General features: G+C 65.6%; 22 protein-coding genes and 1 pseudogene. 11 read left to right on the top strand and 12 right to left on the bottom strand.

Translation table 11 applies throughout. The annotated features are described in order from the left end of the window. Positions 1-377: 377 nt before the first annotated feature. The 3 genes from ABZ854_RS15850 to ABZ854_RS15840 all read left to right on the top strand — a co-directional run bounded on the left by ABZ854_RS15850 (position 378) and on the right by ABZ854_RS15840 (position 2,446). On the top strand, positions 378-632 hold the full coding sequence (locus ABZ854_RS15850; protein WP_361210220.1) for a CopG family transcriptional regulator: 255 nt from the start codon (positions 378-380) through the stop codon (positions 630-632). Next, positions 629-1,072 carry a PIN domain-containing protein gene (locus ABZ854_RS15845; RefSeq protein ID WP_361210217.1) on the top strand — a complete coding sequence of 148 codons (444 nt, stop codon included), beginning with the start codon at positions 629-631 and terminating at the stop codon, positions 1,070-1,072. Before ABZ854_RS15850 ends, ABZ854_RS15845 begins: the two co-directional genes overlap by 4 nt. A gap of 819 nt (positions 1,073-1,891) precedes the next feature. Next, positions 1,892-2,446 (top strand): NAD(P)H-dependent oxidoreductase, encoded by a 555-nt coding sequence (locus ABZ854_RS15840; RefSeq protein WP_361210215.1) that lies wholly within the window; start codon positions 1,892-1,894, stop codon positions 2,444-2,446. A 426-nt stretch (positions 2,447-2,872) separates the two neighbouring features. Here the strand turns inward: ABZ854_RS15840 and ABZ854_RS15835 are convergent, their stop codons facing one another. Beyond that, on the bottom strand, positions 2,873-3,940 hold the full coding sequence (locus tag ABZ854_RS15835; RefSeq protein ID WP_361210213.1) for an AsnC family transcriptional regulator: 1,068 nt from the start codon (positions 3,938-3,940) through the stop codon (positions 2,873-2,875). Positions 3,941-4,782: 842 nt separating this feature from the next. On the opposite strand from ABZ854_RS15835, the gene ABZ854_RS15830 reads away from it, so the two are divergent. Beyond that, positions 4,783-5,217 (top strand): hypothetical protein, encoded by a 435-nt coding sequence (locus ABZ854_RS15830; protein WP_361210408.1) that lies wholly within the window; start codon positions 4,783-4,785, stop codon positions 5,215-5,217. Positions 5,218-5,247: 30 nt separating this feature from the next. Then, positions 5,248-5,715 carry a hypothetical protein gene (locus ABZ854_RS15825; RefSeq protein WP_361210405.1) on the top strand — a complete coding sequence of 156 codons (468 nt, stop codon included), beginning with the start codon at positions 5,248-5,250 and terminating at the stop codon, positions 5,713-5,715. Here ABZ854_RS15825 and ABZ854_RS15820 read toward each other — a convergent pair. From ABZ854_RS15820 to ABZ854_RS15775, 10 genes are all read right to left on the bottom strand, one after another. Beyond that, on the bottom strand, positions 5,703-7,217 hold the full coding sequence (locus tag ABZ854_RS15820; RefSeq protein ID WP_361210210.1) for a GMC family oxidoreductase N-terminal domain-containing protein: 1,515 nt from the start codon (positions 7,215-7,217) through the stop codon (positions 5,703-5,705). The two genes, ABZ854_RS15825 and ABZ854_RS15820, sit on opposite strands and share 13 nt — an antisense overlap. Before the next feature lie 113 nt (positions 7,218-7,330). Next, positions 7,331-8,695, bottom strand: a complete 1,365-nt coding sequence (locus ABZ854_RS15815; protein ID WP_361210207.1) for an aldehyde dehydrogenase family protein — start codon at positions 8,693-8,695, stop codon at positions 7,331-7,333. Further along, positions 8,695-9,795 carry a phenazine antibiotic biosynthesis protein gene (locus ABZ854_RS15810; RefSeq protein WP_361210204.1) on the bottom strand — a complete coding sequence of 367 codons (1,101 nt, stop codon included), beginning with the start codon at positions 9,793-9,795 and terminating at the stop codon, positions 8,695-8,697. Before ABZ854_RS15810 ends, ABZ854_RS15815 begins: the two co-directional genes overlap by 1 nt. A 102-nt stretch (positions 9,796-9,897) precedes the next feature. Continuing rightward, the gene (gene phzG, locus ABZ854_RS15805) at positions 9,898-10,536 is read right to left on the bottom strand and encodes a phenazine biosynthesis FMN-dependent oxidase PhzG (protein WP_361210201.1); all 639 of its coding nucleotides are present in this window, start codon (positions 10,534-10,536) and stop codon (positions 9,898-9,900) included. A gap of 12 nt (positions 10,537-10,548) precedes the next feature. Further along, complete coding sequence (locus tag ABZ854_RS15800) at positions 10,549-11,370, bottom strand: PhzF family phenazine biosynthesis isomerase (RefSeq protein ID WP_361210198.1); 822 nt, start codon at positions 11,368-11,370, stop codon at positions 10,549-10,551. Between the two features lie 11 nt (positions 11,371-11,381). Further along, positions 11,382-11,687: a hypothetical protein gene (locus tag ABZ854_RS15795; protein ID WP_361210195.1), complete on the bottom strand. Its 306-nt coding sequence runs from the start codon at positions 11,685-11,687 to the stop codon at positions 11,382-11,384. A 44-nt stretch (positions 11,688-11,731) separates the two neighbouring features. Next, positions 11,732-13,597 carry an anthranilate synthase family protein gene (locus ABZ854_RS15790; protein ID WP_361210192.1) on the bottom strand — a complete coding sequence of 622 codons (1,866 nt, stop codon included), beginning with the start codon at positions 13,595-13,597 and terminating at the stop codon, positions 11,732-11,734. Continuing rightward, a complete protein-coding gene (locus tag ABZ854_RS15785) occupies positions 13,594-14,217 on the bottom strand; it encodes an isochorismatase family protein (RefSeq protein ID WP_361210190.1) in 624 nt (207 codons plus the stop codon). The genes ABZ854_RS15790 and ABZ854_RS15785 overlap by 4 nt, the downstream gene beginning before the upstream one ends. Before the next feature lie 24 nt (positions 14,218-14,241). Then, a complete protein-coding gene (locus tag ABZ854_RS15780; protein ID WP_361210187.1) occupies positions 14,242-15,423 on the bottom strand; it encodes a 3-deoxy-7-phosphoheptulonate synthase in 1,182 nt (393 codons plus the stop codon). Between the two features lie 32 nt (positions 15,424-15,455). Beyond that, complete coding sequence (locus tag ABZ854_RS15775; RefSeq protein ID WP_361210184.1) at positions 15,456-15,965, bottom strand: PhzA/PhzB family protein; 510 nt, start codon at positions 15,963-15,965, stop codon at positions 15,456-15,458. A gap of 695 nt (positions 15,966-16,660) precedes the next feature. On the opposite strand from ABZ854_RS15775, the gene ABZ854_RS15770 reads away from it, so the two are divergent. The 6 genes and pseudogenes from ABZ854_RS15770 to ABZ854_RS15745 all read left to right on the top strand — a co-directional run bounded on the left by ABZ854_RS15770 (position 16,661) and on the right by ABZ854_RS15745 (position 22,032). Beyond that, the gene (locus ABZ854_RS15770) at positions 16,661-18,019 is read left to right on the top strand and encodes an FAD-dependent monooxygenase (protein ID WP_361210182.1); all 1,359 of its coding nucleotides are present in this window, start codon (positions 16,661-16,663) and stop codon (positions 18,017-18,019) included. Positions 18,020-18,032: 13 nt separating this feature from the next. Beyond that, positions 18,033-19,142, top strand: coding sequence for a hypothetical protein (locus ABZ854_RS15765; RefSeq protein ID WP_361210179.1), 1,110 nt, complete (start codon positions 18,033-18,035; stop codon positions 19,140-19,142). Between the two features lie 295 nt (positions 19,143-19,437). Beyond that, complete coding sequence (locus ABZ854_RS15760) at positions 19,438-20,301, top strand: oxidoreductase (protein ID WP_361210176.1); 864 nt, start codon at positions 19,438-19,440, stop codon at positions 20,299-20,301. Positions 20,302-20,884: 583 nt separating this feature from the next. Further along, positions 20,885-21,214, top strand: a complete 330-nt coding sequence (locus ABZ854_RS15755; protein WP_361210173.1) for a hypothetical protein — start codon at positions 20,885-20,887, stop codon at positions 21,212-21,214. Between the two features lie 49 nt (positions 21,215-21,263). Then, positions 21,264-21,575 (top strand): annotated as a pseudogene (locus tag ABZ854_RS15750) (glycosyl hydrolase family 18 protein); the annotation flags it as partial. A gap of 157 nt (positions 21,576-21,732) precedes the next feature. Continuing rightward, complete coding sequence (locus ABZ854_RS15745; protein ID WP_361210170.1) at positions 21,733-22,032, top strand: hypothetical protein; 300 nt, start codon at positions 21,733-21,735, stop codon at positions 22,030-22,032. Between the two features lie 90 nt (positions 22,033-22,122). On the opposite strand, the gene ABZ854_RS15740 is transcribed toward ABZ854_RS15745, so the two are convergent. Next, on the bottom strand, positions 22,123-22,602 hold the full coding sequence (locus ABZ854_RS15740) for a DoxX family protein (protein WP_361210168.1): 480 nt from the start codon (positions 22,600-22,602) through the stop codon (positions 22,123-22,125). Between the last annotated feature and the right edge of the window lie 14 nt (positions 22,603-22,616).

Raw genomic sequence — 22,616 nt, 5'->3', positions numbered from 1 at the left:
CGTCTGCGGAGCCGATGGCGTTCACGACCTGTCACTGGCCTTGTGTGGCGACTTCCAGTTCGCCGGTGATGGACATGACTCCTCCGCAGCCCACGAGCCGGACGGCGACGCGGCCGCCTTCGGTGCCTTTGAAGTGAGGCATGTCGGATAGGGGAACCCACTCCCGGTCGAAGTTCATCCGGCCGTGGGGAACGATGACCTTCCGGCTTGTCCGGACGGTGGTCTCTGGTGGTCCTCAACAGTGCTGCCCCGGCCGGTGAGCCCCTGCACCACGGCACGGGATACGACGGTCTGCTCCCCGGTCGCGATGGATCGCTGGGGAGCGGCCGGAACGCGATAGGCATACATCATTGTGGTATATACACCACTCTTGGTACGTGTCGATGAAGCGCACCAACGTCTACGCCGATCCGGAAGACCTCGCGATCATCAAAGAGGCCGCGAAGCTGCGCGGCATCAGCGAGGCAGAGATCATCCACCAGGGCATCCATCTCGCGGCCATGGCCAACCGTGTGTGGGACGAGCCTCTCTTCCCCCGCACCTTCCGGGGAGCGGGGCGCACCCCCGGCAAGCAGGACGTGCGTGACGCTGTTGCCGATGCGGTGCGCCGCGAGACCGGGACTGCTGCGTGATCGTCGTCATCGCGGGCACCTCCGGGCTGCTTGCGGCGCTCGACTCCGCCCACCCCGAGCACCAAGCGTCGAACGAAGCCATCATGGCTGCTGGGCTCCTGGTGATGTCCCCGCTGCTGCTCGCGGAGATCGACCACGTCGCCACGCGCGAGCTCGGCCGTGAAGCGGCGCTCGGCGCGGTCGACGACATCCGCCATTGGGTGCGACGAGGCCGTGTCGTTCTGCCCGAGATCACGGAGGACCATCTGGGCGTCGCCCAGTCGGTGCGCGCCCGCTGTCGCGACTTGGACCTGGACCTCGCGGACGCGGTGAAGGTGGCGCTTGCCGCCGAGTACGACACCGACGCTGTACTCACGCTCGACCGGCGCGATTTCCGGGCTGTGCGCCCATTGGGCCTGCACAAGGTGTTCCGGGTGCTGCCCGACGACCTTCCGCTCTGATGTCGGATGGTGCCTGGCGTGTCGTCCGTCGGTTTCCGTCGGTCGTGACGCTCGCGATCCTCCCGGGCTCCCTTGTGGGGCCGGGAGACCCTGCCTGACCTGCAGTTTCTCGGAGGTGGTTCCGGGCGACACCTTTCCGATGACGCCGGCTGCGGGCCGGAGTGCGTGGCGATTCTGGAACCTGCCGTGAGGGGTTCCTAACCGGCGCAATTATTCGCGCGCAGTATGTGCGGTGTGGGCGTTACGGGCGGTATCGCGACGCTGAATCGACGCACGCATGACCTTCATTCATGTGGGGTGTCAGGCGCTCTGTGGCAGGTCAGGTCCTGCCAGGGCGAGGTATTTTGATCAGGTGCCGGAGTGTGTGTGACGTCCCGAGTGGCTGCTGGCCCCAGATGGCCGGTTGTCCTGAAATGGACCAGCGGGGCCTGCCGGCCACCGACGCCGGCAGGCGAGCTGGGAGGGTGCACTGTCTGGTGGCCGGCGGTCGGCCGCGATCGGGGCGGTGCCCCAAGGCCCTGCTCCGCCGACGCCGGCCGACTCTGCCGAAATCATGGGGCGTTGAGGTGTGCGTGAATATCCACCACCCGGACGGCCTCCGGTGGAACGAGTCCGTCAATATTGCGTGAATAAACGCCGCTCGGACACCGACCGCCTTTACTTGCAGAGACACAGCCGCTCGTTCCGGCACGATCGCACGATCGCCCTTCAAAGCGTTCGAGAAGAACGCGTGAGTCCGAACACGGGCCGAACCGCTCACCAACGTTGACATTGAGGACGCGCACGGGTTCGCGTCCTGCACGAGAAATGGAATAGTCAGTGACCACCAATCGCACCCTCGTCATTGTCGCCCACCCGAACCTCACGGAATCCCGTGCCAACGCCACCCGGCTCGCCGAGATCAAGGACCTGGACAACGTCACCGTCCACGACCTCTACCAGGCTTACCCCGATTCCAACATCGATGTCGCACGCGAGCACCAGCTGTTGCGCGAGCACGACACCATCATTCTGCAGTTCCCGGTCTACTGGTACAACGTGCCCTCGCTGCTCAAGGCTTGGTTCGACGCGGTGCTGGTCTACGGTTTCGCATTCAACTTCGATGGCTCCCCCTCCGCGCTGCATGGTAAGAAGGCTTGGCTGGCCGTCACGGTCGGAAGCACCATGGAGACCTATGCCACGGACGGCCTCGCCCGACGGACCCTTGAGGAGTACCTCGCCCCGGTCACTCAGACGCTGGAGTTCTGCCAGTTTGACTACCAGGGTTTCCATGCCGTCTACGGCATGATGTTCGACCCATCGGAAGAGAACCTCATCCTGGACGCCAAGGAATACCGCAGGCTCGTCGCGACGTGCGAGACGCCGGCCGCCTGACCTCAAATATTCGTGAAGCTCGACTATTCGCGAATTTTTCGAGTTTTCACGATCAATCACGACGTCGACTCTGGCGGCCCAGCCCCAATCCGCACGTTCCTGCATGTCACCCCCCGAGTCCATCGCTGAACTCGACGGAGTTCAGCGAAGAAAGATGACGATCTTCGCCTCGTGCCGGTTCGGCGGTGATCGCCGGCTGTGTGCAAGAACCCGGGGCGTCCGCGCCGGCATTCCTCGATCACGAGGCTCGTGCTGTCCACCATGCACTTCACGCAGGCCAGGCCGCGTCATCATCAGGCCTTTGGTCGAGGAGGCGAGGCTCACGCACGCTGCGGTAGCCGGGGGTGAGATTCCCCCGGTCACCGGCATTTCGTACACGATGCTGAAACCTGGACTGATTGAAGGCCGGAAGTCCCCGAACCCGCGTCAGACTGAATTGACACGTTTGGGGCGGCTGTGCAGGAACGGACTGCAGGTTTTCAGGGTCCTCTGGACAGGACTCGTTTCGAGCATGCGGATGGAGTCCAGCGCGCTGAGCCTGTTGGCCAGGTAGTCGTGCAGTTCACTGGGACTCTTGCACAGGACAAGGGCCACCAGGTTGGTTGGGCCGGTGGTGGAGGCCAGGAAGGCTAGTTCCTTGTGTTGGACCAAGGTGCTCGCTACCTGGTTCAGGTACGCCGGGGCGACCGACATCCACAGCAGGGCTTGCGTGGTGATGCCGTATACCTGAGCACTGATCTCGACGTCGAAGGTGAGCATGCCGCTGGCCTGCAAAGCAGCGAGTCGGCGCGTAATCGTCGAGGAAGACTGGCCGGTCTCGGCGGCGAGGTCTGTGTAGCTGATGCGGCCGTTGTTCTGCAAGGCGGCCAGCAGGTGCCAGTCCGCCTGCGTCAGGGTTGAGCGCAGCTTGGGAGGCTCGTCAGCGCCATCTGACGAGTCGACTGCTCGGCGCAGTTGTCCCTGCTGCTCGTTGGTGAGCGCGGTGGTGTGCCCCTGCCAGGCGGTGGGACCGCCCAGATAGATGTGCAGCAGGCGGTGCGCCGACACCTCGGCGATGTTGGCCACGCGAGGGATCTCGCCGAACAGCAGCGCATGATGCGCCGCCGAGTTCGTGACGAAGCATATTTCGCTTCCCCCGGACACGAGCCGCACCCAGGTGGTGTCGTTCCGCCGAGCCAGGCTCTGCGCGACGCTCTGAGCGCTGTTCGGGCTGGCCGTGAGCCTCAGAATCCACTTCCCGCCTGACTGTTGCCGTGGGTTCACCACCCCGACAACGCGAAGCGACAACTCGCTGCTCAGTCGTCCGTAGCGACGGGCGACTGTTTGCGTGGAGACGCCCAGAACCTCGGCGATTCGGCTGAATGGCGCCCGACCGTCGATACGCAGGGCATGAATTATACAATGGTCCAATTCATCGATTGAAGGGACCGTTTGCTCAGAAAAGTCGCCCACTGGTCGCCTGGGGCCGGAAACGCTCAGCAAGGATTGCGGCATCAGTCTTCCTTATGTAGCCTGGTTCAAAACCTCGTCAATTGCCTTGACTGTCAGCGGACTTGGCTGTCGGCGACGGCGGTTTCCCCCACCAGGGCCTCGGCTGAGTTCCGTTCCGTGATGATGGTCAGTCAGTTATCGTGATTGATCATGCTTTGCCGGACTTGGCCGCGCGGCCATGGAGTGCACAGAGGTGGTTCAAAGAGTACGGATTCAATATCACCCGCCTGCCCGGCGTCCCGACCCGGTACCTAGCCACCTGGCGGCCTGTCAACGGCCGTACTGGTTGGCCGAGTACTGGCATCATCTCCTGGATGACACTTTCGAGGAGGAGGGCAGCCAGGCGCCTACCGCACGACTTCCTAGGACCCCCTACCTGGCATGAGCTGTCCACCCCGCACGACCTGGTATTTCAATGCATCCGCCGCCACTACACCAGCCCCCCGACCAGCTCATGAACTACTACGGACCGTGACCATCTTCAGGAAGTGGACATCGATAGGTCAATTTCTATCTTCGGGCGAGTGTACATGTTCTGGCTGTTCTAGGAAGCTGACGATTCCTAACTTCGGTGCTCTGTACGATCGCTGGGACGGGTGTGATGGAGGGGACCAAACTCGGCGCGGATGTGCGCGGGCTGGGACACTGCGGGGCCCGTCCGGGGGCGCGTGCCGCGGGTTTCGGAGGACACGTCTCGCGCGGGGCGGCTGAACTGGACGCGGGGATTTCGCCCTTGGTGAGCGTGCGTCGTTCCGAGGCGGGGCTCAAGCAGCTGCCGAGCATGATCCCGGTCTGGTAGACGCGCTGCTTGGCGCTGGTGATCCCGGAAGGGCGGTGACGGAGATCTGGCGCTCCCCCCTTACAAAGGAGGAAAGCTTCCCCCTGCACGCGACCTTCGCGGACCGCTGAGGCCGCCCCAGCACCGGCATCCAGACCGGGATGCCCCGTTCCGCTACATCGGCGACAACGTCTGCGAGTTCACGCAGGCAGGCGAGCCGGTGATCAGCGCGGACACCAAGACGGAGGAGGTGCCCGGCGACTTCGCGGCGGCCGGCCGGGAGCGGTGGCACACGCCGGTCGGCCCGCGCGGGGCCCGCACGCACGCCTTCCCGGAAAAGGGTGGGGCGGAGAGGGGCGCCCATGGATCTGCGGCCTGGTCACGGATGCCGGGTGCGTCTCGGGGGGCTGCGACGGGGACCCCGCGGCGTTCGCCGTGGCCACCCTGCGCCGCTGGTGGGAGGCAAAGAGGCGGGCCCGCCGGGACGCCATCCGGCTGCTGATCACCGGGACGCCGACGGGGCGAACGGTCCCTGTTCGCCCCGATCAGCATCAACTTACGCGGTAGGCCGGTCACTAGCCATGAAGCCGTCGTCAGCACCATCGGCGCGACCACGACCCGCATCGGGCTCACCGTTCGAGCGGAACGTGACTCCGGCGCCCACCCCGACCGAACCACCGTTCCCACCACGTCATGGGACAGGCTCCCCCTGGAGCCGCACGAGTGGCACGGCATCCGGAGCCGGCGCGGACCCGAACAGCTTCGACCCGAACCCCCGTGCCCGTCACCGGAGTCCGACCGCTTCCCTGCAGGGACAAGAGCCCCCGCAGGGTTGCTGCACCACAGCCGGGGCGGCATGGAACCCACCGCAGGCATACTCTGCTCGGCGGCCACCGCGACTACCTGGACGAGCAACCCGCCGATCATGGCAACCAAGAGAACCGGCCCCGGCAGCGAGTGGCCGGCCTCCTTGGCAGCCTTGGGCCGTCAGCGGTTGTAGACGAGGTGGGCGATGCGTTCGGCGAGCATGATCGTGGTGAGGTTGGTGACGCTGGAGGGCACGTACGGGATGATGGAGGCGTCCACGACACGCAGAGCGGCGAGTCCGTGCACGGCTCCGCGGGAGTCTACGACCGCCTGAGGCGAGTCGGCGGCGCCCATGGGGGCGGTGGAGGTGGGATGACCGTAGACGGAGAGGCCGGATTCGACTATCCGTGTCAGTTGCTCGGTTTCGTCGGGCAGTTCACGCGGCATCAAAAGCCCCGCGAGCGACGGCGCGAGTGCCGGGTCACGGGCTAGATCACCGGCGATGCGTACGCCTTCGAGCATGCGTCGGCGGTCGCGCTCGGTGCCGAGGTAGTTGTGGTCAATCAAGGGCTGGGCAAGCGGATCGCGGCTGGCGAGGCGCAGCGTGCCGTGCGCGTCGGGGAGCACCAGGGCCGTGGACAGGGCGATGACCCCGCCGGCGGGCATGAACGGAGCCCCGTTGGGATGCACGGCGACGATGTTCAGGTCGAGTTCACCGTCGTCGGCCTCGCTGGAGGCGGTCCACAGCAGCGCGCCGAGGGCGGGAGTCATCTCCGCTCGCCCCGGGGCGAGTGCATAGACGGTGGGGCAGAAAGGATGGTCTTGCAGGTGTCGCCCGACGGGCAGGTCGGCGAGAAGCTCGACGCCGAGAGACGCCAGTTCGCCGGCGGGGCCGATGCCGGAGCGCAGCAGGATCGCCGCGCTTCCGTAGGTTCCGGCAGAGAGGATCACCTCGCCGGCATTGTGCACGGCCCCGTCGGCGGTGACTACTCCAGTCGCCCTGCCACCGCGGAACAGGACCCGGTCGACGGTGACGGCACCGTGCACGGTGAGATTCGGGCGAGCGCGTACCTCAGCGGCGAGGTAGACCAGTGCGGTGTTCTGTCGGACCCCGTCGAGGACGTTGACCGCGAAGGGTCCGACGCCGCCCTGCTCGGTACCGTTGAAGTCGGCGATCCGCTTGTAACCAAGGGCGACTGCGGCGTCGATGAAGCCACGATGCGCGGGGGTCAGCTCCGAGTCGGTAAGTTGGCGCACGGGCATCGGCCCGCTTCGCCCGTGAAACTCGTCTTCGCCGGTTGAGGTGTTTTCCAGGGCGCGGAAGTACGGCAGGACGTCGGCGAAACTCCAGTCGTCGAGCCCGTTCTCGGCCCAGCGGGCGAAGTCGCGGGCGCGGGCGCGGAGGGCCGCGCCGGCGTTGACGGCGGAGCTCCCGCCGATCACCTTGCCGCGCAGAGCGGCGATCTCGGGGCTCAGTCGTCCGCCCCGTGCGGTGTATCCCCAGTCGTGATCGAGATCGGCGATGCGGTTGGCGTCGAGCAGCGCGCCGGGGAACTGGGTGGGGCCGTAGTCCGGCCCGGCCTCGAGCAGTACGATGCGCCGGGCGGGGTTCCCGCTCAGTCGCGCGGCGAGCACTGCACCGGCCGATCCGCCGCCGACGATCAGGACGTCGGCCGGTTCGACGGAGTGGGACAAGGTAGGACCCTTTCGATCTCGATGTAGTTGGAGGGGGCGTCCACGTGGCGAGCCGCCACCGGCGATTCGGAACCTTGCTCACGATGCGAACGTGAGCGCCGCCAGAACCACTTTCAGTTCCGGATGACACCCTTGTTCCGCATGAGGAAGTCGGCCAGGTAGCCATCGTGCGGAACCGAGGGATCCATCCAATGGGTGTGCTGGCTTCCCAGGTACAAGTTGCTTATGGTCGGCTCGCCGAGCAGGCGGTCGATGAGCTGGGCGTCGTGGGTCATCGCGTTCAGTACGAGCGTGTTCTTCAGCGGGTCCGTCCCGGCCTCGGGTGTCCACGGCGCGATCCACACGCAGGGGAACGGCAGCTCCACTCCTGCCTGCGGAGCGGCTGGATCGTCGATTTGGTGGACGGCGGGCAGCAGCGCGGCGCTCCCGTCCCCGAGTTCGCCCACGATGCCGTCGCCGCCGAGCCACGGCCGGGCGCCGGCTGCCTTCTTCAGCAGGTGCGTTTCGATCGCCTTGGCGACCGCGATCGGCTGTACGGGGAGTACGGCCTTGTCATCCTCGGGCGGCAACGGCGTCGCGGCGGACAACCGCGCCGCGACGGCCTCGGCGAGCGGAGCTGGGTCGCCCTCCACGAAGATGGCTGTCGCGTTCACGCATCCGGTCCCTCCGTGGCCGCTCACGGATGCGACGATCACGTCCAGGTGGTCGCGCCAGTCCACGTCGGCCGTGATGAGGATTTTCGACCGGCCCGGCCCCTGCGGCAGCACTGTCGCGGCCTCGCCGTACTTGCGGGTCACCTCCTCGCCGCCGTACACCATCCCCAGGTCGGCGCCGCGCAGAATGGCATCGGCACCGGCGTGGTCCGTGGGCAGGAGCACCACCTGATCGTCGGCAAATCCCGCGCTCCGCAATGCCGTCACAAGCCGGTGCGGGGTGAAGGGGTCACGGCTCGACGGGCGGACAGCGACGCGGTAGCCCAGTGCCAGTGCCTCCGGCCAGATGCTGTGGGTGCCGGGATGGTTGCCCGCCGCGTGCAAGGCGAATACGTCTCCGCGCCGTGTCCACACCGAACGCCCGGTCCGCGTCAGCGGATCGCGCCAGTTGTCGACCGCCCCCCGCGGGCGCGCGTACTGGATGCTCGCGTGAGCCTTCGCCACCCGCTCGGCGACCGTGGTGGTCGCCGTGACAACGGAGGAGACCGGAACTCCTCCCACCCTGCTGACAGCGTGTTGGTACTCCTCGACGGTCAGTCCGTCGATCGTCGCGGTCGCGAAGAGCGTGGCCGCACGGCTCAACGCGTCGGCCCGTTCGTCGGCCGGCATGACGCTGCCCCGGCGCAACGCCGCCATGGTGCGGTTGACGTACAACGGCGGCACGAGGCTCAGTTCCGCGAAGGCAGTGCCTGCCACATCGGTGACCGTCTGTATGTTCCTGGAGCGGTAGGCGCCGGTTGCACCGAGCGCGGGCAGGTCGATCATCAGTAGACCCCCTCGATGACGTTCTCGTCCTCGAAGACGGCGACGGTGCCGATGTCAGCGACCGAGTCCCCGACCGCGCCGTTCACCTGAGGAAATCGAGTGGCGAGGTCACGTTCCAGGTTGCTGGGCAGCAGAAAGGACTTGCTGACGTGGTTGACCAGTACCTGGCCTCGCTCTCCGTAGGGCACCGGCTCAAGGCTCTTCGGATCGACGACCGTGAAGGTCACGTAGGGGGAGAACGAGTCGAAGACACACGGGTCGTCGACGGTGAGCCCGGCACGCTCGCCAGCGACCCCGATGATCATCGTGCTTCCGTACTCGCCGCACAGCGCGACCTCGGGGAACACCTCGGTCTTGAAGAGGTGGCGGCTGTCGGCGTCCATCTGCGTACCTCCCCACCTGATGCACTTCACCCGCTTGTTCACCAGGGCGACCAGCTTGTCGTCCCTGGCCAGTCGTTCCAGCAGCGGGGGCGTGATGGTGAGCAGGCCGATGTCCTGCGTCCGCAGGACATCGGCGGCCTGGTCGATGAGGTGCTGGGCGTAGGCGTCGACCTGCCCGAACTGACCGTCGGCGATGAGCCGCTTCACCCAGCGCGGATCGAGGTCGATCGTGAAGCCATGGCGGCCGTGCGTCACGGCGTGCTGCCGGAACAGGGTGCCCACGACGTGCGGTCCGGTCGGGATGACTCCCAGCCAGTTCCCTCCGCGCGGCACACCGTGGCGGTCCAGGTTCGCGTTGCTCCAGCTCACCATGCGGTCAAGCCAGTCCCGCATCAGAACGACCCGCTTCGGAGCGCCGGTGGTGCCGCCGCTTTCGAAGAACCCGATCACGTCGGACTGATTTCCGTATCCCCTGGGAACCAGATCCTCGCCACGGACGTCACGAAGCTCCGTGGCCACGTTCGGGAAGTGCCGGAGGTCCTCGTAGGTCTTGACATCGGCTCGCGGATCGAAGCCGAGGGTAGCGGCTCGGTCCAGCCAGAACTTGCAGCCGGTCTCGGGATTGAAGTGCCACTCCATGGCGGCGCGGATGAACTCGTCCGGATCGGGCTGCACGTCGAACGGAAGATCCAGGATCTGTTCTGCGGTAAAAGGCATTGTCTCTTCCTCATGGAAAGGGTTCGGGTGGATCCGGGCACGACGACGATGCCGCCGGTGCAAGGCGGTGAGCCCGAGAAGGGTCTGCCGAAGGAGCGGGGACTACGGCTGCAGCCGGCTCGTACGCCAATCGAGCGAGTCGCGGTCATAGCGCAGCCTGCGGTGCAGCCGGTCCGAGCTCGCGGACCAGAATTCGACGACGTCGGGCTGCAGCCGGTAGCCGACGAAGAACTCCGGCCGGGGCTGGGGCGCCCCGGTCAGTCCCAGGCCGCGTGCCCTGGTGCGCAGAGACTCGACGTCCTCCAGTGGCTCACTCTGCTCGGTGACCGTCGACATGGCGTGCAACGGAATCGGCCGGGCGGACCACAGGGCGTCCGACTCGGCGTCGGGCAGTAGCACGACTGGACCGGAGAGGATGATCTGCTGACCGGTCTCCCTCCAGTACAGCAAACCCGACGCCCACCCCGTAGCAGCGATTTCACGTCCCTTCTGGCTGCAGCTGTGGCTCGTGAACACCAGGCCGAGGTCAGTGACATCGGTTATGGCGACCACCCGGTTCGAAGCACGGCAGCGGGAGTCCGCGGTGGCCAGCGCCAGCGCGGTGGGCTCGCGGACTCCGAGTTTTCGTGCCTGGGAAAGCCAGCTCTGCACCAGCTTGAGGGGCTCCGACGGCGGCTGATCGTACTCGGGGAAGGGGAGGTCGACCTTCCCGCTGAGGGACTCGTATCCACTTGCGTCCATGAAAGGCCCCCACTAGACGTTGATTGTTCCCTCGGCAACCACGACGGCGTGGCCGCCGACGTGGACCGAGCGGACAGACTCGCCGGCCCCCTCGGCGGTAGCCCTCATGACCGAGGCGCGTCCCATCTCCACGCCCTGGGTGATCTTGATCTCCTGCCCGTACTCGGCGAACCCGTGTCTGGCCAGGTGAATTGCGAGAGGCCCGGCAGCGGAACCGGTCGCCGCGTCCTCGACCACACCGTAGGCGGGGGAGAACATCCGCGTCCGCCAGCCCCCGTCTGCCTTGGCGAAGCAGTTGGCGGCCATGTCGGGAAAGCGTGAGAGGGCGCGATGATCCGGATTGAGAGCGGAAAGCGCCTCGACGTCGCTCAACCCCACGAACACGTGACGCGGTCCGTTGCAATAGATCTCGACCGGGGCCGTCGATGTTTCGACCCCGAGTGCGGCCAGGAGGTCATTGCTGAGATCGTAGGGCTCCGAGCTGGGAACCGGTTGCCGCATCTGGACCCACGCGGCGCCGTCGTGGGTACTCAGCTCGAACTGGATGACACCCATCGCGGTCTCCAGCCGCAGCCTGTCGCGTTTCCAGGTCTGACCGAGCGCGAGGGCCGTGCCGAGCATCGGGTGCCCGGCGAACGGCAGTTCGTTCACCGGGGTAAAGATCCTGATCCGTGCGTCGCCGCCTTGCTCGGCCGGCAGCACGAAGGTGACCTCGGAGAGGTTCATCTCTTTCGCGATGCGTTGCATCGTCTGGCCGGTCAGATCCCCGCTGTCGAAGAAGACGGCGACCGGGTTGCCCAGCAGCGGCTCGCGGGCAAAGGCGTCTACGATCATGTACCGGTGCACTATCGGCGCTCCGTGGCTTGTGGCGATACCGGGGGCCCGGCGGAGAAGGCAAGGCCTAGCGAGTCGATCCCCTCGGCCACCGCTGCGACGTCGAAGCCGGTGCGATGGTCGGGTGCGTACCCGATCAGCTCTGCCGCCCGGTTGGGCGGCAGCGGCTGATCTGCCGGAACATCCGAGTCCCACCACATGATCGCGCCCCAACGGCCGCGTTCACGGTCGGCGATCCACAGCTTCAGGCGCAATCCCTTGACCTCACGCCATGGCTCGGCGGAGCCGTCACGAAGATCCTTCTCCAGGGATTCCACGGTTTGGTGGGACCTGGCCAGGTCCCACCAGACGACATCCACTCTCATCGGCCGAGAACCCCCTGTATCGCCTCTCCGATGATGCGCGGGCCGTCGACGGTGAGCACCGACTCGGCGTGGAACTGAACCGAGGCAAAGCCGGGCCCGCGTAGCGCGTTCACTTCGCCGGTCTCCTCATCTCGGCTCACCTCGACCACACCGATCCCTTCGACGGTTCGCTTGCTCACCGAGCTGTGCGCGGCGAACGTGTTGTAGAAGCCCACTCGTTCGCGCACGCCGAACAGGTCGATCTCACGCTGTACACCCTGGTTGGGTACTTCGCGGCGGTGCAGGTCGAAGCCGAGCCTCATGCTGAGCACCTGGTGGCTCAGGCACACGGCCATCATCGGGCGGTGACTCGCCAACGCGGCGTCGACCGCCTGCCGCAGCTTGGCGATCTTGGGGTGGGAAGTCATCCGCGGATCCCCGGGACCCGGACCGAAGACCGTCAGGTCGCAGGCCGCCACGTCGAACGGCTCGTCGAATCGGCGGACCTTCACGGACAACCCCAGTGACCGCAACTGCTGGTCGAGCATCGCGGTGAAGGTGTCCTCCGCGTCCACGACCAGTGCCGTCGCGCCGTCCAGCCGGGCCACGGCCGGCCGGTGACCACACGTGTCCCGGAGCCAGAAGTCCGCGATCCCCTCGTTGCGGCGATCCAGGGCGGCCCGGACCTCCGGATTGGCCGCGTAGCCGGACCGATGGTCGGACTTGAGCGCGTTGAGCAGGGTCGCCAGCTTGCTGTGGGTCTCGGCGACCTCAGTCATCGGGTCGGAGTGGCGCACCAGTGTGGCCCCCACCGAGATGTTCATCCGGCCGCCGGGATCGATGTCGGCCGTCCGTATCAAGATCGACGAGTCAAGTGTGTGCCGTCCGGCCGCGTCCCGTCCGATCAGCGCGGCGACCCCGCTGTAGTAGCCGCGTCCTTGCGGCTCGTAGCGCCAGATGACCCTGGCGGCGCTCTCCAGAGGGCTCCCTGTGACGGTCGGGGCGAACATCGTCTCGTGCAGAACCTCACGCACATCACGGCTGGTCGTGCCTTCGATCAGGTATTCGGTGTGCGCCAGCCGCGCCATTTCTTTCAGGTACGGCCCGTGGACACGTCCTCCGTCATCGCACAGCCGGGCCATCATCTTCAGTTCCTCGTCGAGGACCATGTAGAGCTCGTCGGTCTCCTTGGTGTCGGCGAGGAACTCCATGACCCCCTGCAAGGTGGGGCCGCCGGACGGATACCGGTATGTGCCGCTGATCGGGTTCATGACGGTCTTGCCGCCGGCGAGCGAGATATGGCGCTCCGGCGTCGCACCGACAAGAGTGTTGGAGCCGGTGTGGATGATGAAGGTCCAGTAGGCCTTCTCCTCGCGCTCCAAAAGCCTTCGGAAGAACGACAGGGCGCTGGCCAGAGAGTAGTCGCCGATGTTTGCCATGAACGAGCGCTTCATCACGAAGTTGGCACCCTCGCCGGTGCCGATCTCCTCGGTGACGATCTGGCGCACCATCTGCGCGTAGGCGGCGTCGTCCACGTCGAAGTGTCCGTCGGTCAACTCCGTTGGGACCTGAGGGAAGCGGGCAAGCGCTTCGGCAACCGGCACCGATTCGCGAGCGGTGAGGTTCATCGCGAGCAAAGGCGTGGCGTCGTCTCGCGCGGCGAAGCCTCGATCGGCCAGTTGCCGGTAGGGGACGAGCACCAGAGTGTCGAGCGCGGGACCCGGCCCGGAATCGTCGGCCAACGGGATGTCGTCCAGCGACTTGTACTCGGTCACCTGGCCGGTCAGGACGTCCAGCGTGCCGGGCGAGCCGCTTTCGAGACGGTGGATGATCGCGAAGGCGGGCAGTTCCAGCGCGAGAACGCGCTCAAGCAGGACGGTCATGCGAGCACATCCTCGGTTTTGACCACCATGGCGCAGGACCGTGCCGCGTATTCGAGGGTCAGTTTATGGTGACCTTCGGAGAAGTCGCCGAGCGCGTCGGCGACCAGGAAGGGCTGAATGTCGTTGGAGAACGCGTCCAAAGCGGTCGACAGCACACCGATATGCCCGTACACGCCACAAATAATCAACTGGTCACGCTGCAGCGCGCGCATACGCTTCAGCAGCTCCGACCCGAAGAACGCACTGTAGCGCCACTTCGTGCTCATCCAGTCGTCCGCGTCGGGCTTGAGCTCGGGCACCACCGCGCGTTCGGCCTCCTCAGTGCGCATGCCGGGGCCCCAGAAGTCCTTCAGGAGCCCACGCTGCCGGTCCGTCATCCCGCCGGGCTGGGCGGTGTAAGCCACCGGCACCCCCAACTCCGCGCAGCGCTTCTTGAGGCCGGCGATGCTACCCACCAATTCGCTGCGCATGCCGTCCTCAAAGGGATTGAGGAAATAGCTCTGCATGTCGTGGATGAGGAGCACCGCCCGTTCCGGGCGGACGGTCCAGCGCACGGCGTTTTCCGGCAGCGCATACCGCGGCGGCAGACTGTACGGCGCGATCGGTGGTATTCCCGTCATCAAAAGGCTCCCTCTCTAGGAATCTCAATACTCGGACCACGCTGAGACCACCTCGATGGCCTGCCGGGTGTTGAGTCGCGGATCACACAAGCTGGTGACGGGGCCCGACCCCAGCTCGGCCGTGTCCAGCACGCACTCGGTCACGTCGTCGGGGGTCGCCTCGAGGTGAAGCCCCCCGGCCGGAACCCCCACCAGGTCCAGGACCCGCCTGAAGCCGCGGACTTCCCGGGCGATGGTTCCCACGAGCCGGTATTTGGTGCCGTCAGCCGCACAATCGGTGTTCCCGTGCATCGGGTCGCTGAGCCAGACCGCCGGGTGCCCGGCCGACTGCACGGCCTCGACGAGCCGGGGTAGCCTGCCGGCGACGAGGTCGGCGCCCATGCGCACGATGAGTGAAAGCCGGCCCGGCTCCCGATCGGGGTCCAACCGGTCGCACAGCTCCACGATCTCGCCCGCGGTCATTGACGGGCCGACCTTGCAGGCAACCGGGTTGACCACCTGGGCGAGCAGTGCAACGTGCGGGCCGTCGAACTGCCGGGTCCGCTCGCCGATCCACGGCCAGTGGGTGGAGCTGAGCCAGCGCCGGCCGCCGTCGAACTCTCGGAGCATCGACATCTCATAGTCCAGAAGCAGCGCTTCATGGCTGGTCCAGACAGCAGATCCGTCGAGCCGGGGTGCCAATCCCACCCACCCGAGCTGCGTCATGATCTCCCTCGCGGTCATGTAGCCCGTGAGCATGCGCAGAGGATCGGGACGCCTCCTCTCGTGGGTGGGCTCCGGCCCGTTGATCATGTGCCCGAAGAACGACGGCAGTTCGCCGTCGCCGAGCTTTTCGACCTGGCTGGAGCGGGGCTTGGAGAACTGCCCCGCGATCCGTCCGACCCGCAGCGTCCGTTTGCCTGTGGCGGTCTCCAGGTTCTGGGCGAGCAGGTCGATGAGTCTGGTCTTACCTTGAACATGCCCAGCGGTGCACTCGGCTGGGTCCTCCGCACAATCCCCTGCCTGGAGCACCTGCATCTCGCCGGTGGCGACACGGGCCAGGTGGGAGCGGAGGTTCACTACCTGCGCCGCGGTCACCAGCGGTGTGACAGATGACAACATCGCCCGTACGAGCTCGACCTGTGACGGATCGTCCCATTCGGGCTGGTGGCGCGCCTTGGCCTGCTCGAAGTCGGCAAGGATGTTTCCCATAACGGCCTTCTCCATTGATTGATAAGAAGACGCCCGGCGAACCACGTTCAGGTTGGTATGTCGGCACGCTTGACCTGAGGGACTGCTATGCCCAGAGCCCTGAACTGCTCGCAAGGGTTCATGAACTCGCGCTGGCGCTTGATCTTCCCGTTCTCGAACAGGAAGGAGTGCAGGAAGTGATTGCGGTAGTGGCCCTCGGGGTAGTCCGCGAAGCGGATCTTTCCCTCACCGTCGCATTCGACCCAAAACTGGTTGGGGTCCTGCGTGTCGAAGATCTGGATGTTCGTCCAGGCCCAGTCGGGGAAGCACTGGAGTGACCATTCGCCGTGGTCACCGAGTCGATCCCTTCCCTCGATGACGATCGGCAGTCCAGTGTCTGTTGTCCAGAGACCACCAGTGCCGTCTTCGGTGAACAGAAGATGCCGACGCAGGCGATCCAGCCCGCGGGTATTCATGTACTGCTCCACGATCGCACGGTTGCTCGCTCGCAGTTCCGCGTCGCTGTCGGACCTCGACAACGTATCAGTGGTTTCCGCGGTGCCGGTGATGTCGACCATTGGATCTCCCTGTAGTGCCGAAGTAAAGCAGAACCACCGCGTACAAGGGCAGCCTCAACCAGTCACGAAGGCACTGAAAGAGCACAATCATGCATTGGTTCACGAGATTCCTGTTGAACCCGCCTCCCCACGCACAACGGGTAGCCGAGATCCTGCTAAACTCTGGCTGGTTCGGGAAGCCGATCGCCGCTGTCTGGCCAAAATATTCCAGCGGGTATCACCGTCTGACGGATCTGCTCCATGGCGGGCGCGACTCCACCTGAGCCCGGGTCAGCCGATCGGGGCCCGGGGCGACGGCCAGTCGACCGTCCGGAAGCCGGCCCGTCCGCCGACCGGCCGAGCTGCACTCCTGTCCCCTGTACGACGGACGTCCACGACTACTGCCGACGCCGGGAGCTGGGGCCCAGTGCCGGTGCCGGACACGTACCGCCAGCTGTCGCCGACGAGCGCCGGAAACTCGCATCCGACGTGAATTTCGGCCACGCGAGCCGCGCTCGATGGAACGAACAAGCCAATACTGCGCCCACATGCGGTGGCCGAACCTGGGGGGCATCTATATTCGCGGTGCGCATTGAACACTTCGGTGATATCCGTATCGAAGGATTCGGGAAACCATCGCCGGGCATCGACCGCATCCCCCATGTGTTGGATGTCCTACCCCACACAAGACACTTGCCCCAGCAGAAGGAATTCCAGTGAAGCGTATCGGTGAACATGCGGTGGTGTTGGGCGCAAGTATCTCGGGTCTACTGGCCGCCCGGGTGCTCTCCGAGGCATTCGACAGGGTCACGGTGATAGAACGTGACGAACTGCCGGACGGCCCGCGGACTCAGCGGCGAGGTGTGCCGCAGGGCCGCCACGCTCACGGCCTGCTCTCCAAGGGTGCGAAGATCTTTGAGGAGCTGTTCCCCGGGATACTCGACGACTTCGTCGCCGGTGGCGCGCCTGTCATCGACGGACCTTCCGAGCTGCGGATGAGCTTGGGCGGGCACTTGTTGCGCATGGACGGCGAGTACAGAGATCTGTCCCGCACCTACCAGCCCAGCCGGCCGCATCTGGAGAATCGGCTCCGCGCCCGGATCGGGGAGCTTGCGAAGATCAAGCTCATCGACCAGTGCCAAGTCACCGGCCTCGAGACCACCTCGGACAATGGCGCCGTCACCGGTGCGCGTGTTAGGTACGTGGGCAGCGGCTCCGAGGATGTGATCCTCGCCGATCTCGTGGTGGACGCGACCGGCCGGTCTGGACGGACCACCAAGTGGCTGGTCGAGATGGGATACGAGCCACCGGCCGAGGAGCGTATCGACGTCGACATCATGTACACCAGCCGGTATCTGCGGCCGGCCCCCGGTTCGATGGGCCGTGAGAAGGTCGTGATCATCGGGCATGCGCCGGGGAGCCCCAAGGGCGCGGAGTTCCTGGAGGAAGAGGACGGCCGCTGGGTCCTGACGCTGATCGGTTACCGCGGTCACCATCCGCCGACCGACCCGGCCGAGTGGGTGGAGTTCGCCAGGCCGTTGGTTCCCGAACATGTCTTCGCGGCGATCCGCGACGCTGAGCCGCTCAGCGAGATTTCCGCGCACCGGTTCCCGGCGAGCGTGCGCCGTCGCTATGAGAAGCTGACCCGAATCCCGCGCAGGCTGCTGGTGGTGGGCGATGCGATATCGAGCTTCAACCCCATATACGCCCAGGGGATGACGGTGGCCTCGCTCCAGGCAATGGCGCTGCGTGACTCGCTGAGTGGTGACCTGGATCAGGTCGGCCAACGGTTCTTCCGCAAGGCCGCCAAACCCATCGGCGTCGCCTGGAAGATGGCGACCGGAAGTGACCTGGCCCTGCCTCAGATCGAAGGCCCGAGGCCACTTCCCGTACGGCTCATCAACTCCTACATGGACAAGGTGCTCGCCGCAGCCGAAACGGACATGGTCGTGACCGAAAAATTCCTGAAGGTCCAGTACTTGCTTGAACCGCCGACAACATTGTGCACCCCGGGCATTATGTGGCGCGTTTTTGCGGGAAATCGCCGGCAGCGCGTCCCGGCACACACCAGTTAGTGGAGGTAACCAAATGCCCATCTCCATCGCCGACAAAATCCTTCGGCTCTCCCTTACCACGTTCCCGTTCATAGATGCGTCACAGTTCTTTCCGTCGCTCTCAACGTACAAGGTTGACAGGACCTTCGATCTTACCGAGTTTGAGGGGGCCATGAAGTACTTCTTCCGGGGAAATCCGCTCTTCTCAAAGTGTCACCTGGTGGAGCTGACCTTCGATACTCCGGAAGATTTTCCCCTCTCGTCATTCCAAGGGCTCCTCGCGGAAAGGTATGAAAGCTACTACGACAGCTTTCTGCTTGCCTCCGTCACTTATCGCTCCGACCCGCACCTGCAGGGCATCTTTACGTGTATTCCGTTTCCGCTGCAGGACGGGTACAAGGTTTTCCGATTCCACCAGGCCTTGATGAAGACCCTGAAGACTCGGCAGGACGGCTTCCAGATCGCCCAAGGCCTCGCAGAGCTGGGCATCCGGCCCGACGAGCTGGCGACGTTTTTGCCGCCGGCCGAGACTTCGCCCTCCGGTGCGACCAAGGAACTCCCCGTCGCGTTCGCCGAAGGCTCTGCCTCGCCTGTCAAGATCGGCCCCTTCATGGAAAAAATGAGGACGGACTTCCTTGACCGCGACAGCGCAAACATGTTCGTCCTCAAGAACAGTCTTTATTCGCCGAAGCTGCCCCTCGGCAACACGCTTCGGTTTCTGACGGTGCCGCGCAGCGTAATCGCGCAAAGCACGGGAATCCAGATCCGTGACTACTATCGCGCCGAGGAGCAGCGGCAGATAGACGCACTTTCTCGCGTCGAGCGACGAGAAGACTTCATTGAGGCCGGTCAGGCGAGAATCCGGAAAATGATCGCCACGCCCGACGTCTTTGCCGTCAATAACTACGGCAATGTGTCGGCGCACGACGGTTCGGATGCCCATGCGGACCAAGGCATGCTCGTGAAGTACGAGTGGCATATGCCGCTCATTGTGTTGGGACTTACCGTGGGTGAGAGGTCTGGACTCTCGTGGACGATCACCATTCGCGACAAGGCGTTCAACTTTGCGACGGTCCGAACTTCCCCGCAGGGTGACATCGCCAAGGCGACGGTCGAAGGCAATCCGGAAGCATCCGTCGCATGAGCCGTCGGTGTACTAATATCTCCCTGATGTTTCAGGAGGTTCGGGCGCGGCGGTGACGTGCAGGAACGAGGGGCTGAGGCTCGACCCCGGAGTCAATGACTTGATTATTGTGTGAAAAATTCGAAGAGTTCACGAATGATCAAGGCTCGCGCGGGTTCTACCAGTCGGGTGGTCAGGGGCTCGGGCTCCCGACCACCCGACCGCGTCTCTGCCTCGGCCGCGCATATGGAAACTTGCCCAATCGATGCGCCGAGCGATCCGCGACGATTCCGCAACAGACCCGAGAGGCTCACCGATGAGTATCCCCGCCCCGCACACGCTGACCCTCGCCAACGACCTGAGCATCACTCGGATGGGATACGGCGCAATGCAGCTGACCGGTGCCGGTGTCTTCGGACCGCCCAAGGATCGCACTCAGGCGATCGCCGTGCTGCGCGCAGCGGTCGAGCTCGGCGTCACCCACATCGACACCAGCGACTTCTACGGGCCGGCTGTCGTCAATGAACTGATCAAGGAGGCCCTGCACCCCTACCCGGACGGACTGCACATCGTCACCAAGGTCGGCGTCCGCCGCAGTGCCACCGGCGGCTGGATCACCTCCCTGGCCCCCGCCGACCTCAAGGCCCAGGTCCACGAGAATCTCCAGCACCTCGGTCTGGAGGCCCTGGACGTGGTCAACTTGCGCACGGCAGCATTCGAGGGTGACGGGTCCTCCGTCGCCGAGGCGTTCGGCACTTTGGCCGGCCTGCGTGAGCAGGGCCTGATCCGTCATCTCGGCCTCAGCGGGATCACCGACGCCCAGCTCACCCAGGCCCAGGCCATCGCACCCGTGGTCACCGTGCAGAACCGGTACAACCTGGTCGACCGCGCCGACGACGACCTCGTCGATCGCTGTGCCGAAGAGAACATCGCCTACGCCGCGTTCTTCCCCCTTGGCGGCGGCTTCCACCCACTGCGGTCACGAACCCTGCGCAGCGTCGCGAGCCGCCTCGGCGCCTCCGAGCAGCAGGTGGCGCTCGCCTGGCTGCTGCAGCGCTCGCCGTTGATGGTGCTGATCCCCGGCACCTCCTCCGTGGCTCACCTGCGGGAGAACATCGCCGCGGCTGACCTGGAACTGCCCGACGAGGCGATCGCCGAACTCGACACCATCGGGAAGTGACCCTGTGCGCCCGCACGCCGGCGCAGAGCATCGGCAGGGAGCTGGAGACTACTAACTTGCGTGTCATAAAGAGTGGTTTGGCCGTAGGATCACGATGTGATGGAGGGTATCGAGGCCGCTGGTGGGGAACTTTGAACTTGCCACCACTTCCGGATGAGCGACCTCGGCGTCTGGTACTCAGCGCTGACGCTCGGGCGCTGGGACATCGCTGGATCCGTGTGGTGGCGTGTGCCGCAGCGCTGCGACCCCGGCCGGAAAGGGGTGATGATGGCCAGTCAGGGAAGTATTGGCCCGAACAGTCGGATTCGCCCATGGTGGAGGGTGGCTCTCAGGACGCCCGTAACACAGCGTCAAATCAAGTCAATTATACGCGACTTCGAATCCTCTGCAGGCTAAGGGTCTGCTCTTTGCCACTGCCCCGAGCGACTCGACTGGCCGCCCGGCTGCGCCGACGGCCGGCTGCCCGGTGGCGAGGTGATCAGTCCGGCCATCGACGTCCTCGCCGGTCGCGCCGCCGGGCTCCGCCGGCTCGACAGCACGGAGTACCGGTCGAGGACAATCACATCAGAGAAGGCTGTAATCAATGAAGATTCGAGACCTCCACAACGAATTCACCGCAGATCGCGCTGCCGCTGAGCGTGCCTACTATGGGAAATTCCTCACCCTTGAGGGAATCTCAATCCGAACGGGCGAAAGCCAATATCGCACGCCGGTGGTGGACGTGTCAGATGTCCCCGGAGGCCCCCACCTCGCCATCTTCGTGTTTCCGTTTGACCACCGCATCAAAGAGTCATTTCGGCTTGTGCGAAGCGTCCCCCTGAGTGTCCCCGTCACCGTCAAGGGAGAAGTTCGGGTTTTCAGCGAGGACGGAACGGTGCTGGTCATCAAGCAGTGCGAACTGCTTAGCCCATGAGTCCCTGTATGCCATTTTCCAGAGCGGCGAACGACCGGCACCCGCAAGGGCGGCAGGCGAATGGCAGGACGCGAACGGCGCCGCACCCGGCCAGTTCGACACCGAGGCCGGGACCCGCGGCTACGACAACCTGATCACCAGCTTCCCGTCCATGACCGTCCACCACGACGAGCAGTCGGTGTCGACCTTCGGCTGCACCGGCCCCGGCGGCCAGTGGTGGACCTTCGACGACGCCTGGTCGATCGGGAAGAAGACCGCCTGGATCATGACCAAGGGCCTCCTGGGCGGCTTCGTCTGGGAGATGTCCGGCGACACCCCGAACGGCACGCTGATGACCGCGCTCGACGACGGACTGTCGTGAGGGAGGACGGGGCCCTGACCTGAGCCGGGCGGAGGATGCAAACGGCCTAACCGGCAGGGCGCCGTCCGGTCCGGCGGTGAACAGTTGCCGTAACAGGGCGACCGGTCTGCCTCGCGCACCGGCGCCCACGGAGCGGCCGTTCGGAAGGGCAGGAAGCATGCGCGTCCTCATGACCGTCGAGCTGGACACCCAGCTGACGAACAAGGCGATCACGGAAGGCAGACTGGCGGCCGTCATGGAGTCGGTGTTCGAGCGGATCCGGCCCGAGGCGGCCCACTTCGGCGCCAAGGACGGCATGCGGACGGCGTACGTCGTCTTCGACATGGAGAACGCCTCGGACATTCCCTCCGTCGCCGAACCGTTCTTCCAGGAACTGAACGCCCGGATCGAGTTCCAGCCCGTCATGAATCTGGACGACGTCCGGACCGGCCTGCAGAACTTCGCGGCGGGCCGGTAACCCGAGGGGCGGGAGCAGGCGGCGGCGGAGGAGCCGGGCGGGCGGCGGTGTCCTGCACCGTCGTCCGCCCGGCCGTCGCCGGCGCGACTCTCAGGTGTCCGCCCGCACGGACACCGACGGGTCCGTGGGCGCCGCTGCCGCTGTTGCTGCCGCGGCCGGGACGCGGGCCGTGCGCCGGGGGGAGGGGAGGAGGGAGGCCAGGGTCCAGCGGCCGGGGCCGAGGGCGGCGATGAGCAGGAAGGACCAGCAGAACATCACCGCTGCCTCGCCGCCGTTCTGGATGGGCATGACCGCGTGCCGCTGGTGCACGTCGAAGTAGGCGTACGCCATGGAGCCGGAGCACAGGAGGGCTGCCGCGCGGGTTCCGAGGCCGCACAGGACCAGGGCGCCGCCGAGCAGCTGGATGACCGCGGCCCACCAGTCGGGCCAGGCGGCGAACGCGGGCTCGGCGCCGTGCGGGCCGCCCAGCACGCCGAACAGGGCGGCGGCCCCGTGGCAGGCGAACAGCAGCCCAACGACGACACGGAACAGCCCGATGACGGGTTCTCTGCTTCGTTCGAGCGCTTCCATCGGTCGATCCTCTC

The organism is Streptomyces sp. NPDC047028 (genome assembly GCF_040644095.1).
Lineage (GTDB): Bacteria > Actinomycetota > Actinomycetes > Streptomycetales > Streptomycetaceae > Streptomyces.
Note: the sequence above shows the minus strand (reverse complement) of the source record. Positions and strands in the feature narration are given on the sequence as shown.

What these genes read in the sequence shown, in the direction of transcription:
- ABZ854_RS15835 (WP_361210213.1), bottom strand. Translation starts at nt 3,940, where the DNA reads ATGCCGCAATCCTTGCTGAGCGTTTCCGGCCCCAGGCGACCAGTGGGC.
- ABZ854_RS15815 (WP_361210207.1), bottom strand. Translation starts at nt 8,695, where the DNA reads ATGATCGACCTGCCCGCGCTCGGTGCAACCGGCGCCTACCGCTCCAGG.
- ABZ854_RS15810 (WP_361210204.1), bottom strand. Translation starts at nt 9,795, where the DNA reads ATGCCTTTTACCGCAGAACAGATCCTGGATCTTCCGTTCGACGTGCAG.
- phzG (WP_361210201.1), bottom strand. Translation starts at nt 10,536, where the DNA reads ATGGACGCAAGTGGATACGAGTCCCTCAGCGGGAAGGTCGACCTCCCC.
- ABZ854_RS15800 (WP_361210198.1), bottom strand. Translation starts at nt 11,370, where the DNA reads ATGATCGTAGACGCCTTTGCCCGCGAGCCGCTGCTGGGCAACCCGGTC.
- ABZ854_RS15790 (WP_361210192.1), bottom strand. Translation starts at nt 13,597, where the DNA reads ATGACCGTCCTGCTTGAGCGCGTTCTCGCGCTGGAACTGCCCGCCTTC.
- ABZ854_RS15785 (WP_361210190.1), bottom strand. Translation starts at nt 14,217, where the DNA reads ATGACGGGAATACCACCGATCGCGCCGTACAGTCTGCCGCCGCGGTAT.
- ABZ854_RS15780 (WP_361210187.1), bottom strand. Translation starts at nt 15,423, where the DNA reads ATGGAGAAGGCCGTTATGGGAAACATCCTTGCCGACTTCGAGCAGGCC.
- ABZ854_RS15775 (WP_361210184.1), bottom strand. Translation starts at nt 15,965, where the DNA reads ATGGTCGACATCACCGGCACCGCGGAAACCACTGATACGTTGTCGAGG.
- ABZ854_RS15765 (WP_361210179.1), top strand. Translation starts at nt 18,033, where the DNA reads ATGCCCATCTCCATCGCCGACAAAATCCTTCGGCTCTCCCTTACCACG.
- ABZ854_RS15760 (WP_361210176.1), top strand. Translation starts at nt 19,438, where the DNA reads ATGAGTATCCCCGCCCCGCACACGCTGACCCTCGCCAACGACCTGAGC.
- ABZ854_RS15755 (WP_361210173.1), top strand. Translation starts at nt 20,885, where the DNA reads ATGAAGATTCGAGACCTCCACAACGAATTCACCGCAGATCGCGCTGCC.
- ABZ854_RS15745 (WP_361210170.1), top strand. Translation starts at nt 21,733, where the DNA reads ATGCGCGTCCTCATGACCGTCGAGCTGGACACCCAGCTGACGAACAAG.
- ABZ854_RS15740 (WP_361210168.1), bottom strand. Translation starts at nt 22,602, where the DNA reads ATGGAAGCGCTCGAACGAAGCAGAGAACCCGTCATCGGGCTGTTCCGT.